Raw genomic sequence first — 11894 nt, forward strand, 5'->3', positions numbered from 1 at the left:
GGCAGGCCGCCCCGCCGCCCGGGCGGGCGCCCGGTCCCGGAGGGCCGCCCCGGGGGCTCAGCGCGCCCGCGCCACCCGGGCCTCGTCCCAGACCGGCTCCGGCGCCTCGCGGACCACGCCGTCCGCGCCGAAGACGAGGAAGCGGTCGAAGGAGCGGGCGAACCAGCGGTCGTGCGTGACCGCGAGGACCGTCCCGTCGAACGCCTCCAGGCCCTGCTGGAGCGCGGACGCCGACTCCAGGTCCAGGTTGTCCGTCGGCTCGTCCAGCAGCAGCGCCGTGGCGCCGCTCAGCTCCAGCAGCAGGATCTGGAAACGGGCCTGCTGACCGCCGGAGAGCCGGTCGAAGGGCTGGTCCCCGGACGGCGCCAGCTCGTAGCGCCGCAGCGCGGACATGGCGCGGCCCCGGTCGCGCGCGTGCTCCGTCCACAGGATGTCGACGAGGGTCCGCCCGACCAGCTCGGGGTGCGCGTGGGTCTGCGCGAAGTGGCCGGGCACCACGCGCGCGCCGAGCCGCCAGGCGCCCGTGTGCGCGACGTCGTCCCCGGCCAGGAGGCGAAGGAAGTGGGACTTGCCGGAGCCGTTCGAGCCGAGCACGGCGACCCGCTCGCCGTAGTAGACCTCCAGCGAGAACGGCTTCATCAGCCCGCTCAGCTCCAGGTCCTCGCAGACCAGCGCCCGCACGCCGGTACGGCCGCCGCCGAGCCGCATGCGGATGTCCTGCTCGCGTGGCGGCTCCGGCGGCGGCCCGGCCTCCTCGAACTTCTTGAAGCGGGTCTGCATGGCGCGGTAGCGCGAGGCCATGTCCGGACTGTTCTCGGCCTGCTGCCGCAGCCGCAGCACGAGGGCCTTGAGCCGCGCGTGCTCCTCGTCCCAGCGGCGGCGCAGCTCCTCGAAGCGCGCGAACCGCTCCTTGCGGGCCTCGTGGTACGTGCCGAAGCCGCCGCCGTGCACCCACACGTCCGAGCCGGCGGCACCGGGCTCGACGCTGACGATCTTCTGCGCGGCACGTGCGAGCAGCTCGCGGTCGTGGGAGACGAACAGCACGGTCTTGCGGGTCTCCCCCAGCCGCTCCTCCAGCCACCGCTTGCCGGGGACGTCGAGGTAGTTGTCCGGCTCGTCCAGCAGCAGCACCTCGTCGGGTCCGCGCAGCAGCGCCTCCAGGACGAGCCGCTTCTGCTCGCCGCCGCTGAGCGTCGTCACGCGGCGCCACTGCGCCTTCTCGTACGGCACGCCCAGCGCGGCGACGGTGCAGATGTCCCACAGCGTCTCGGCCTCGTAGCCCTGGGCCTCGGCCCAGTCGCTGAGGGCCTGCGCGTAGCGCATCTGTGCGCGCTCGTCGTCGACCGTCATGATCGCGTGCTCGGCCTCGTCGACGGCCCGCGCCGCCTCCCGGATCCTCGGCCGGGACACCGAGAGCAGCAGGTCCCGCACGGTCCGCTCGTCGTCCCCGCCGCCGTCGACCAGGGTGGACCCGACGAACTGGGACATCACCCCGAGGCCGCCGCTGACGGTGACCGTGCCGCCGTGCGGCTGGAGCTCGCCGGAGATCAGCCGCAGCAGGGTCGTCTTGCCGGCGCCGTTGGCCCCGACGAGGGCGACCACGGCCCCTTCGCCCACGCGGAACGAGGCGTCGCCGAGCAGCACCCGCCCGTCCGGAAGGTAGTACTCCAGGTGCGCGGCTTCGAGATGTCCCATGGTGCGCATTGTGCGGCACGCGGGGCCCCGCACCCCAACCGTTTTAGGGGGGCTCCGGGGCTCAAGTCCCGCCCCGGCGGCCGTAAACTCCGGGCATGAGTTTCGGGCAGGGGGGACCCCAGTGGGGTGGCGGCTCCGGGCCGCAGAACCAGAATCCGTACGGCCCCGCGTACGGCCAGGACCCGCAGCAGCCGCAGCAGGCGCAGCCGCTGCCCCAGCAGCAGCCCTGGCACCCGGTCGTGCCGGACGGACGAGACCAGGGCGGGCAGGCGCCGGGCGGCCTGCCGGGCGCCGGCGGCGCCGGATCCGACGGCACCCCGGACTGGGCGGCGCTCGCGGACGCGTCCGCGGTGCGCAACCGCCGCAAGCGGTGGTTCATGATCGGCGGGATCGCGCTGGCGACCTGCGCGGTCGGGGCGATCGTCGCGACGGCCGTGGTCTCGGCGGGCAGCAGCGACCACGGGGCCGACCCGGGCCCGAGCGGATCGCAGGCGCTGCCGCCGCTGCCCGATCCGTCGGCCTCGCCGGAGCCGTCGTTCTCGTCCGTGGCGCCGAAGCCGCCGCCGAACCCGAAGGACTTCATCGACAGCGCGGCGAAGGACAAGGCACCGCTCAGCGCGGCGACCCTGTTCCCGGGCAAGCGGCTGACGATCGGCGGCAGGACGTACGTGAAGGGCGCGACCTCGGCCACCACGAGCTGCGCGGCTGCCACGCAGGGCGCGCTCGGCCCGGCGCTCGGCGCGCACGGTTGCACGGAGGTCTTCCGCGCCACGTACGCCAGGGACGGGGTCGCGGTCACGGTCGGCGTCGCCGTCTTCGACCGCGAGGCGCAGGCCCTCGCGGTGAAGAAGCAGTCGCCGGCCGGCGGGGTCGCGTCCCTGGCGGGCGCGGGCGTCCCGACGTTCTGCCGCGTCACGGTGTGTCGCACGACGACGAACTCGTACGGCCGCTACGCGTACTTCACGGTCGGCGGCTTCGAGACGCGGCGGGCGGTGACGGACAAGGACAAGCAGGTCTTCACCGCGGGCGACGACATCTCCAACTTCGCGTTCCGCCAGATCGTGGGACGCGGCCAGAGCCAGGCGTCGGCGGCGGCGGACGCCCAGGACCAGTGAGGACGCGGGGCCCGCGGGCACGTGCGGGGGCGGTCGGCTGACGCCACCGGGCGTGCTCGGGGCGGGCGGCCGGCCGCGCGGACGTTCGCGTGACGGGGACGGCGATGCGCGGTGTGGGGCGCTCACAGGCGCCAGAGACACCACACGATCTTGCCGGGGTCCCGCTCTCCCACCCCCCAGGCATCGGCGAGCGCGTCCACCAGGAGGAGGCCGCGCCCGCACTCCGCGTCGGGTGGCGCGTCGAGCCCGGGGCCGTCGCCGCCGCCCCCGTCCGACCGGCGGGCAGGCCGTCCGCCACCGCTGTCGTGCACCTCGACGCGCAGCTCAGTGCCGGCGTGCGTCAGGAACAGCCGGAAGCCGCGCCCCGGCGGTGCGCCGTGCAGCAGCGCGTTCGTCGTCAACTCGCTGACACACAGCAACACTTCGTCGGCCCGTCCCGCCAGGCCCCAGGACGTGAGCGCATCGGCGGCGAACCGCCGGGCAGCAGGGACGGAACGGCGCTCGCGGCGGTAGTAGCGCTCCCGTACGGCGGGAGCCTCGGTTGTCGGATTCACCGGACGATGGTCGCGGAGCGTGACTACGGTGTGACAGGGAAGCGGCTCGTACGGATGGTTTGTACGGGTGCGCCAGGGAGAACACCGCACCGCGCACGGGGAGCCTGCCCGCATGTACCCGAAGAACCGCCGCCTCAAGAACGGGTCCGCCGCCAAGATGGTGGGCGCCCAACTCGCCACGTTCCGCCGCAGCGCGGGCTACACGCAGGAATCCCTCGCGGAGCGTGCCGCGATCGGGGTGGACACGATCGCGTCGATCGAGCAGGGGCGACGGGTCCTGAAGCCGGACCAGGCGGAACTGCTGGACGAACTCCTCGACACCCGGGGCGCGCTGGGAGCGGCAGTGGCGCACATGCCGGAAATCGACCTGAACCCGCTGTACGCGATGCAGTTCCTCGACCTGGAGAGCACGGCTCTCACGATCTCCGCCTACGAGAACCAAGTCGTCCCGGGCCTGTTGCAGACCGAGGCGTACGCGCGCGCCGTGTTCGGCAACCGCATGCCGGCGTACGACGAGGACCAACTCGCCATGCAGACGACGGCACGACTGGACCGCCAAGGGATCCTCCGCAGGAGGAACCCCCCGACCATCAGCTTCGTGATCTGGGAGCCCGTGCTCAGCCTGCGCCTGGGGACCGACGGCGAACATGGTGACCAGATCCGGCATCTCAGGAAGATGGCGGATCTTCCCTGCCTGACGCTCCAGGTCATGCCGCTGGGTGCACGGCAGCATGCCTCGCTCAGCGGCACGTTCGTTCTCTTCGAGACAACAGAGCACCGGCACTTCGCCTACTGCGAGATCGTCGGCTCGGCGAAAATCTACGATGCGCCAGGGGACGTAAGTATGCTTGCCCAGAAATATGCCATGCTGCGCACGCAAGCACTCAACGTCGAGGATTCCAAGGCACTGCTGGATCGCTTGGGAGAGCAATGCGCAGCAACCTGACGTGGTTCAAGTCGAGTTACAGCACGGACCAGCCCGGCAACTGCATCGAGATCGCGCGAGACGCCATCGAGGACGTCCCCGTCCTCCGCATCCGCGACTCCAAGAACCCCGCCGGGCCGGCCCTCACCGTCGCCCCCGCCTCCTGGGCGGCGTTCGCCCGCGACCTGCCCGCGCGGCGCTGAACACCCGGCGTCGGGCCCGTGCGGGCCTGCGGGCGGCCCTCAACGGGCGCCGGGCCGCCACACGTAGCGGATGTCCGGTTCGCGTTCCTCGTTGCGGTGGCCGCCCGTCATCTCGGCGGGGACGAAGCCGTGGCGCTCGTAGAAGCGGCGCGCGGGCCTGTTGGACCGTCTGGGAGAGACATGCGTACCGGACTGACGTGGTGCAAGTCGAGCTACAGCGGAAGCGAGGGCGGCGCCTGCGTGGAGGTCGCGCTCGACGAGCGCGGAGAGCTCCCGGTCCTCCGCATCCGCGACTCCAAGAACCCCGCCGGGCCGGCCCTCACCGTCGCCCCCGCCTCCTGGGCGGCCTTCGCCCGGGACCTGCCCGCGCGGCGCTGAACGCGCGGCGTCGGGTCCGTGCGGGCCTGCGGGCGGCCCTCAACGGGCCCCGGGGCGCCACACGTAGCGGATGTCCGGTTCGCGTTCCTCGTTGCGGTGCCCGCCCGTCATCTCGGCGGGGACGAAGCCGTGGCTCTCGTAGAAGCGGCGCGCGGGCGTGTTGATCTGGAAGGTCCACAGGCCGAGCCCGTCCGGCCTGCGTTCCTTCGCCAGGTCCATGAGCCGGCTGCCGAGGCCGCGCCGGCGCCGTGTCGGGTCGAGGTAGAGCTGGTCCACCTCGCCGCCGTCCAGCACCAGCAGGCCCGCCACGGCATCGTCGGCGGTGACGGCCAGCCAGGTCTCCTGCCGGGGCACGAGGACGTGCCGGAACCAGGCCCGCACGCCTTCGTCGTCGTGCGCGCGCCGCACGCCGGGCAGGGCCGCGGTGAACGAGCGGAGCCACATCTCGGCCGCCGGGAGCGCGTCGGCGTCCGCCGCGCGCCTGATTCGTATGTCGTCGGTTTCCACGAGAGGCGACGATCCCAGACGGTCCGCTCCTGTGGGGCCGGACTTCCCGATCCCGCCGCGGGATGTGCCCGTTCGACCCGCGCAAGCGCCGCGCGGCGGCGGCGCGGCACCGACCCGCCCCGCGCACGCCCCGCCCGGACGCCCCCGCTCAGACGTGCGCCCCCAGCGACCGCGGCTCCTGGGGTTCCGTGTCGGGGGTGGCGCGCAGTTCGTCGATGACGCTGTCGAGGTGGGCCCGGGCCGCCTCCTCCGCCGCCGCGCCGTCGCCCGCGACGATCGCCTCGATGATCGCGAGGTGCTGCGGGAGGGACTTCGTGGGGCGGCCGGGCCGCAGCGCCAGCCGGAACTGGTAGCGCACCATCTGGCCCTTGAGCCGGTCCAGCAGCCCGCCCGCGACCGTCTGGCCGCTCATCTCGGCGATGCGCGCGTGCAGTCGGCGGTTGAGGGCGGAGTAGGTGTTCAGGTCGCCGCCGCTGACGGCCGCCCGCATCCCGGCGCCGATCTCGCGCAGGCTCTCCCGCTGCTCGGCGGGGGCGTGGGTGGCGGCGCGGCGGGCGCACAGGCCCTCCAGGGCGGCGCGGCACTCGGTGATCTGGATGGCTTCCTCGACGGAGACGACCCGCACGCGGGCCCCCCGGCGCGGCACCAGTTCGACGAGGCCCTCGGCCGCCAGGTCCTGCAGTGCCTCGCGGACGCAGTTGCGCGTGGCGTGGAGGGTCTCGGAGAGCTCCTGCTCGACCAGGCGCTGGCCCGGTACGAGGTCTCCCGCCGACAGGGCCTGCCGGATCGCGGTGCTCACCAGGCGGCGTCCCTCCTGACCGGTCACCCGGTTCTCGGCCACGCGTCCCCCTCGGTCGGTCGTCGGGTCCGTCCCGCTCGTGTGGGTCGAAGTCTATCCACTTCCCGTCCGTTCCGACTCTTTCGTCAAACTTATTGTCAACAATCTCGTTGATGGTTATGTTGACGAGCATCACCAGCGAGGGGAGAGCAATGACGCAGCCCACGACGCTCCGGCCGCGAGAGCCCGGGAACGGCGCCGGTCTCCGACCGGACGCGCCCGTCCGGGACCAGGGCCTGCCGGACGGCTCCGGCCACGGAGGTCAGACCGCGGTCCCCTGCTGGTTCATGCGCGGCGGCACCTCGCGGGGCCCGTTCTTCCGCGCCGGGGACCTCCCGGCCGCCACCGGCGAGCGGGACGCCGTCCTGCTGGCCGTGATGGGCTCCCCCGACCCCCGGCAGATCGACGGGCTCGGCGGGGCGCACCCGCTGACGAGCAAGGCCGGGATCGTCGACCGCAGCGGGCGCGAGGGCATCGACCTGGAGTTCCTGTTCTGCCAGCTCCAGCCCGACGGCGACACCGTCGACACGACGCCGAACTGCGGCAACATGCTCGCGGCCGTCGTGCCGTTCGCGATCGAGTCGGGCCTGCTGGAGGCGTCGGGCGACACCACCACGGCCCGCGTGCTGACGCTGAACACCGGGCTGACCGCCGACATCACCGTGCGCACGCCAATCGGCGGGGACGGCCGCCGCTTCGTCGCGTACGGGGGTGCCACCCGTATCGACGGCGTCCCCGGCACGGCCGCGCCGGTCACGATCGGCTTCCTCGACACGGCGGGTTCCGTGTGCGCCTCGCTGCTGCCCACGGGCAAGCAGCTGGACCGCGTCGAAGTCCCGGGCATCGGCCCGGTGGACGTCACGTGCATCGACAACGGCCAGCCGCTGGTGATCGTCGAGGCCGCGGCGCTGGGCCGCACCGGCTACGAGTCGGCCGCCGAGCTGAACGCGGACGACGAGCTCAAGGCCCGCGTCGAGGACCTGCGCCTGACCTGCGGGGAGCTGATGGGCCTCGGGGACGTGACCGCGAAGAACTACCCGAAGATGACGCTCGTCGCGCCCCCGGCGCACGGCGGCACGATCTCCACGAGGAGCTTCATCCCGCGCGTGTGCCACGAGTCGATCGGCGTCCTGGCCGCCGTCACCGCCGCCACCGCGTGCGTGCTGGAGGGCTCGGTCGCCCACCGCGTGGCGGCGCTCACCGCGCCGGAGGGCGCCCCCGCCCCCGGCTCCGGCCCGGACGCCGTTCCGGGCGCCGACGACGTCGAGATCACGGTCTCCGTCGAGCACCCCGCCGGCGAGTTCAGCGTCCAGCTCGGCCTCGACCCCGCCGACCGCACCCGCGTCACGAAGTCCGCGCTGCTGCGCACCGCGCGCCTGATCATGGCCGGCTCCGCCATGGTCCCGGACTCCGTCCCGCGCCCCCGCCCGCACGGCTCGCCGCAGGAAGCCCCCGCACCCGCCGGGCTTCCCCGCACCGGCACCGCGTCACCCGAGAAGGACGAGAAGGAACAGCGATGATCATCGACTGCCACGGCCACTACACCACCGCACCGCCCGCGCTCGGCGCGTGGCGCGAGCGGCAGATCGCCGGGCTCTCGGACCCCTCGGCCGCGCCGGACCCCGCCGACCTGCGCATCGGCGACGACGAGCTGCGCGAGTCCGTCGAGTCGAACCAGCTGCGCATGATGGACGACCGCGGCATCGACGTCACGATCTTCTCGCCGCGCGCCTCCTTCATGGCGCACCACATCGGCGGCTTCGAGACCTCGGCGGCCTGGGCCGCGATCTGCAACGAGCTGTGCCACCGCGTCGCCGCGCTGTACCCGGAGCGCTTCGTGCCCGCCGCGATGCTGCCGCAGTCGCCCGGCGTGGACCCCGCGACCTGCATACCCGAGCTGGAGCGCGCCGTCACGGAGTACGGCGCCGTCGCGGTCAACCTGAACCCGGACCCCTCCGGCGGCCACTGGAGCGCGCCGCCGCTGACGGACCGCTCCTGGTACCCCCTGTACGAGAAGCTCGTGGAGTACGACATCCCGGCGATGGTGCACGTCAGCACCAGCGTCAACCCGGCCTTCCACACCACGGGCGCGCACTACCTCAACGCCGACACCACGGCGTTCATGCAGCTGATCCAGGGCGACCTGTTCGCCGACTTCCCGGAGCTGCGCCTGGTGATCCCGCACGGCGGCGGGGCCGTCCCGTACCACTGGGGACGCTTCCGGGGCCTCGCGATGGCGCTGAAGAAGCCCCCGCTGGAGGAGCACCTCCTCGGCAACGTCTTCTTCGACACCTGCGTGTACCACCAGCCGGGCATCGACCTCCTCCTGGACGTCGTGCCCCGCCGCAACATCCTGTTCGCCTCGGAGATGATCGGCGCCGTCCGCGACATCGACCCCTGCTCGGGCCACCACTTCGACGACACGCGCCGCTACGTCGAGGCCGCCGGGCTGTCCTCCGCGGAGGTCGCCGAGATCCAGGAAACCAACGTCCGCGCCGTCTACCCGCGTCTCGACGCCCTGCTCACGCAGCAGGGACGCTGATCCGACGCAGAGGGAGCCACACCACCATGTACGAACTGGGAGTCGTCCACCAGGACATTTCCCGCGCCTCCGCGGCCGACGTCGAGGCGCTGGCCCCGCTGGGCGTGAGCACCGTCCACGAGGCGATGGGCCGCACCGGCCTGATGCGCCCGTACGTCCGGCCCGTCTACCACGGCGCGGCCTTCTGCGGGACCGCGGTGACCGTGCTGCTCCAGCCCGGCGACAACTGGATGCTGCACGTCGCCGTCGAGCAGGTGCGCCCCGGGGACGTGCTCGTGGCGGCCTGCACGACGGAGAACGAGGACGGGTTCTTCGGGGAGCTGCTCGCCACCTCGGCGCGCGCCCGCGGCGCGGCCGGCCTCGTCATCGACGGCGGCTGCCGGGACGTCGCGGCGCTGGAGGAGATGGACTTCCCCGTCTTCAGCCGCGCGGTGAACGCCAAGGGCACCGTCAAGGCGACCCTCGGCTCCGTGAACATCCCGGTGGTGTGCGCGGGCGCCCTCGTCCACCCCGGCGACGTCGTCGTCGCGGACGCGGACGGCGTCGCGGTCGTGCCGGCCGCCCGGGCCGCCGAGGTCGCCGAGGCGGGCCACCGGCGCGAGGCCAACGAGGAGGACAAGCGCCGCCGCTTCGCCGCGGGCGAGCTCGGCCTCGACATGTACGGGATGCGCGAGCCGCTGAAGGCCGCCGGGCTGCGCTACGTCGGCGGATCCCCGAAGGAGCCGACCGCATGAGCACCTCGCCCGAGCCGCGCCCCGCCCCGGTGCCGGGGAGCCTGACCCGCCCCTCCGGCCCGTCGGGCCCCTTCACCAAGTCGCCCGGCTGGCTCGACTGGTACGCGGACCCCTCCGCGCCCGCGTTCACGCTGCCGCAGGGCACGGTCGACGCGCACTGCCACGTCTTCGGGCCGGGCGCCGAGTTCCCGTACGCCCCGCAGCGCAAGTACACGCCGTGCGACGCGAGCAAGGACCAGCTGTTCGCGCTCCGCGACCACCTCGGCGTCAGCCGCAACGTCATCGTCCAGGCCACCTGCCACGGCGCCGACAACAGCGCCATGCTCGACGCCGTCCGGGCGTCCGGCGGCATGGCCCGGGGCATCGCCACCGTCCGGCCCGACATCACCGACGCGGAGCTCGAGGAGCTGCACGTCGCCGGGGTGCGCGGGGTCCGCTTCAACTTCCTCAAGCGCCTGGTCGACGCGGCGCCCACGGAGGACCTGGCGGCGATCGCCCGGCGGATCGCGCCGCTCGGCTGGCACGTGGTCATCTACTTCGAGAGCGCGGACCTGGAGGAGCTGGAGGGGTTCTTCTCGTCGCTGCCCACCCCGCTCGTGGTCGACCACATGGGCCGGCCGGACGTGACGCAGCCCGTGGACGGGCCCGAGTTCACGCGCTTCCTGCGCTTCGTGGACCGCGGCGACGTCTGGGTGAAGGCGACGTGCCCCGAGCGGCTCACGGCGACCGGCAGGCCGGCCCTCGGCGGCGAGCCGGAGCCGTACTCCGACGTGGTGCCCTTCGGCCGGAAGGTCGTCGAGGAATTCCCGGATTCCGTGCTGTGGGGCACCGACTGGCCCCACCCGAATCTCAAGAGCCACATGCCCGACGACGGGCTGCTGGTCGACTACGTGCCACGGGTGGCCGTAACCTCCGAACTGCGGCACAAGCTGCTCGTGGACAATCCCATGCGGCTGTACTGGCCCGGCGAAGGTGTCTGAGCCCCTTCCACAACCACTTTCGAAAAGGGCCTGCCCATGCTGAACTCCAATGCGAAGAACCGGCTCGACCGGCTGCCGATCGCAAGATTCCACAAGATAACCCTGGTGGCCGTCTCCTTCGCCTACTTCTTCGAATTCGCGGACATCAACAGCTTCGCGGTGACCGCCCCCCGGCTGATCAAACTCTGGGGCGTCACCGTCAACCAGGTGGCGTACGTCACGTCGCTGTCGTTCGTCGGCATGTTCATCGGGTCCGTCGTCGCCGCGTGGCTGGCGGACCGCTGGGGCCGCAAGAAGGCACTCAACATCACCACGCTGTTCTTCGGTGTCTTCTCGCTGACCTCGGTGTTCTCCTGGGACATCGTCTCCCTCGGCGTGTTCCGCGTCCTGACCTCGGCGGGCCTGTCCGCGATGACGGTCGTCGCGGTCATCTACCTCGCCGAGCTGTTCCCCTCGGCCGTCCGCGGCAAGTTCCAGGCGTACGCCATCGTCATCGGCATCTGCGGCACGCCCGTCACCAACTTCATCGCGAGCGCCGTCGTGCCGATCAACGACTGGTCGTGGCGCCTGGTGTACCTGTGGGGCGCGCTCGGTATCGCGTACATGTTCTTCGCACCGCACCTGAAGGAATCCCCGCGCTGGTACGAGAACAAGGGCGACCACGCGTCGGCCGACCGCGTGCTCACCGAGATCGAAGGGCTCGTCGCGGCCCAGAAGGGCCCGCTCCCCGAGGCGGCGGCACCCGTCGAGGCCCCCGTGCTGAAGAAGGCGCCGCTGCGCATTCTCCTCCAGAAGAAATACCTGTGGCCCACCCTGCTTCTCGTGGTGCTGTGGGTCACCCAGACCATCGGATTCTTCGGCTATTCGAGCTGGGCGCCCACGCTGCTGGCCCAGCACGGATTCAGCGTGCAGAAGTCCGTCTTCTACGTGGCGCTCAGCACGGCGGGCGCGCCGCTCGGGTCGTACATCGCGGCGCTGGTGACCGACCGGTTCGAGCGCAAGTGGTGCCTCGTCGCGTTCGGCGCGGTCATCGCGGTGTGCGGCCTGTTCTACGGGCTCACGTTCAACCCGGTCATGATCGTCGTCTTCGGCTTCCTCGTGAACCTCTTCGAGCGCGGCTACACGGCGCTGGGCTACGCGTACTCGCCGGAGCTGTTCGACACGCACGGCCGCTCGCTGGGCACCGGCGTCTCGTACGGCCTCGGGCGGCTGTCCAACGCGGCGGGCCCGCTGATCATCGCGGGCCTCTACAACAACTCCGGCTACAAGAGCGTCTTCTTCTTCATCGCCGGCACCTGGATGTTCGGCGCCGTCGTCCTGGCCGTCTTCGGCCCGCGGACGCGGCAGGTCCCGGCGGCCCTCGCGGCGGCGCGGCAGCCGGCCGGCGTCTGACGCCGCGGGTGGCCGGGCCGCCCGCCCGAAG

13 protein-coding genes and 1 pseudogene are annotated in these 11894 nt (G+C 72.5%); 9 read left to right on the forward strand and 5 right to left on the reverse strand.

Annotated elements, in window-relative coordinates; genetic code table 11:
• Positions 1-57 precede the first annotated feature (57 nt).
• Positions 58-1695 carry an ABC-F family ATP-binding cassette domain-containing protein gene (locus L1885_RS14695; protein ID WP_235797547.1) on the reverse strand — a complete coding sequence of 546 codons (1638 nt, stop codon included), beginning with the start codon at positions 1693-1695 and terminating at the stop codon, positions 58-60.
• Between the two features lie 95 nt (positions 1696-1790).
• Between L1885_RS14695 and L1885_RS14700 the strand changes: the two genes are divergently transcribed.
• Positions 1791-2810: a C2H2-type zinc finger protein gene (locus L1885_RS14700; RefSeq protein ID WP_235797548.1), complete on the forward strand. Its 1020-nt coding sequence runs from the start codon at positions 1791-1793 to the stop codon at positions 2808-2810.
• 122 nt (positions 2811-2932) lie between these two features.
• Here L1885_RS14700 and L1885_RS14705 read toward each other — a convergent pair whose 3' ends face one another.
• Positions 2933-3364 carry an ATP-binding protein gene (locus L1885_RS14705; RefSeq protein ID WP_235797549.1) on the reverse strand — a complete coding sequence of 144 codons (432 nt, stop codon included), beginning with the start codon at positions 3362-3364 and terminating at the stop codon, positions 2933-2935.
• Positions 3365-3476: 112 nt separating this feature from the next.
• Between L1885_RS14705 and L1885_RS14710 the strand changes: the two genes are divergently transcribed.
• Both L1885_RS14710 and L1885_RS14715 read left to right on the forward strand, forming a co-directional pair.
• Positions 3477-4310: a helix-turn-helix domain-containing protein gene (locus L1885_RS14710; protein WP_235797550.1), complete on the forward strand. Its 834-nt coding sequence runs from the start codon at positions 3477-3479 to the stop codon at positions 4308-4310.
• Entirely contained in the window at positions 4295-4492 is a 198-nt protein-coding gene (locus tag L1885_RS14715) for a DUF397 domain-containing protein (RefSeq protein ID WP_235797551.1), read from the forward strand. Before L1885_RS14710 ends, L1885_RS14715 begins: the two co-directional genes overlap by 16 nt.
• Before the next feature lie 39 nt (positions 4493-4531).
• On the opposite strand, the pseudogene L1885_RS29500 reads toward L1885_RS14715, so the two are convergent.
• Positions 4532-4654 (reverse strand): annotated as a pseudogene (locus L1885_RS29500) (GNAT family N-acetyltransferase); the annotation flags it as partial.
• A gap of 18 nt (positions 4655-4672) precedes the next feature.
• Between L1885_RS29500 and L1885_RS14725 the strand changes: the two are divergent.
• Positions 4673-4870 (forward strand): DUF397 domain-containing protein, encoded by a 198-nt coding sequence (locus L1885_RS14725; protein WP_235797552.1) that lies wholly within the window; start codon positions 4673-4675, stop codon positions 4868-4870.
• 39 nt (positions 4871-4909) lie between these two features.
• Here L1885_RS14725 and L1885_RS14730 read toward each other — a convergent pair whose 3' ends face one another.
• Together L1885_RS14730 and L1885_RS14735 are read right to left on the reverse strand one after the other, a co-directional pair.
• The gene (locus tag L1885_RS14730; RefSeq protein ID WP_235797553.1) at positions 4910-5377 is read right to left on the reverse strand and encodes a GNAT family N-acetyltransferase; all 468 of its coding nucleotides are present in this window, start codon (positions 5375-5377) and stop codon (positions 4910-4912) included.
• Between the two features lie 148 nt (positions 5378-5525).
• Positions 5526-6176, reverse strand: a complete 651-nt coding sequence (locus L1885_RS14735) for a GntR family transcriptional regulator (RefSeq protein WP_372481947.1) — start codon at positions 6174-6176, stop codon at positions 5526-5528.
• Between the two features lie 191 nt (positions 6177-6367).
• On the opposite strand from L1885_RS14735, the gene L1885_RS14740 reads away from it, so the two are divergent.
• Genes L1885_RS14740 through L1885_RS14760 form a run of 5 tightly spaced genes read left to right on the forward strand, consistent with a single transcriptional unit; the run spans position 6368 to position 11863 of the window.
• Positions 6368-7735: a 4-oxalomesaconate tautomerase gene (locus L1885_RS14740; protein WP_268984097.1), complete on the forward strand. Its 1368-nt coding sequence runs from the start codon at positions 6368-6370 to the stop codon at positions 7733-7735.
• Positions 7732-8757 carry an amidohydrolase family protein gene (locus L1885_RS14745; protein WP_235797555.1) on the forward strand — a complete coding sequence of 342 codons (1026 nt, stop codon included), beginning with the start codon at positions 7732-7734 and terminating at the stop codon, positions 8755-8757. Before L1885_RS14740 ends, L1885_RS14745 begins: the two co-directional genes overlap by 4 nt.
• Before the next feature lie 26 nt (positions 8758-8783).
• The gene (gene ligK, locus L1885_RS14750; protein ID WP_235797556.1) at positions 8784-9491 is read left to right on the forward strand and encodes a 4-carboxy-4-hydroxy-2-oxoadipate aldolase/oxaloacetate decarboxylase; all 708 of its coding nucleotides are present in this window, start codon (positions 8784-8786) and stop codon (positions 9489-9491) included.
• Positions 9488-10471 carry an amidohydrolase family protein gene (locus L1885_RS14755; protein ID WP_235797557.1) on the forward strand — a complete coding sequence of 328 codons (984 nt, stop codon included), beginning with the start codon at positions 9488-9490 and terminating at the stop codon, positions 10469-10471. The genes ligK and L1885_RS14755 overlap by 4 nt, the downstream gene beginning before the upstream one ends.
• Before the next feature lie 36 nt (positions 10472-10507).
• Entirely contained in the window at positions 10508-11863 is a 1356-nt protein-coding gene (locus tag L1885_RS14760; protein WP_235797558.1) for an MFS transporter, read from the forward strand.
• The last annotated feature ends 31 nt before the right edge of the window (positions 11864-11894 follow it).

The sequence above is a fragment of the Streptomyces fuscigenes genome (assembly GCF_021556455.1).
Taxonomy (GTDB): domain Bacteria; phylum Actinomycetota; class Actinomycetes; order Streptomycetales; family Streptomycetaceae; genus Streptomyces; species Streptomyces fuscigenes.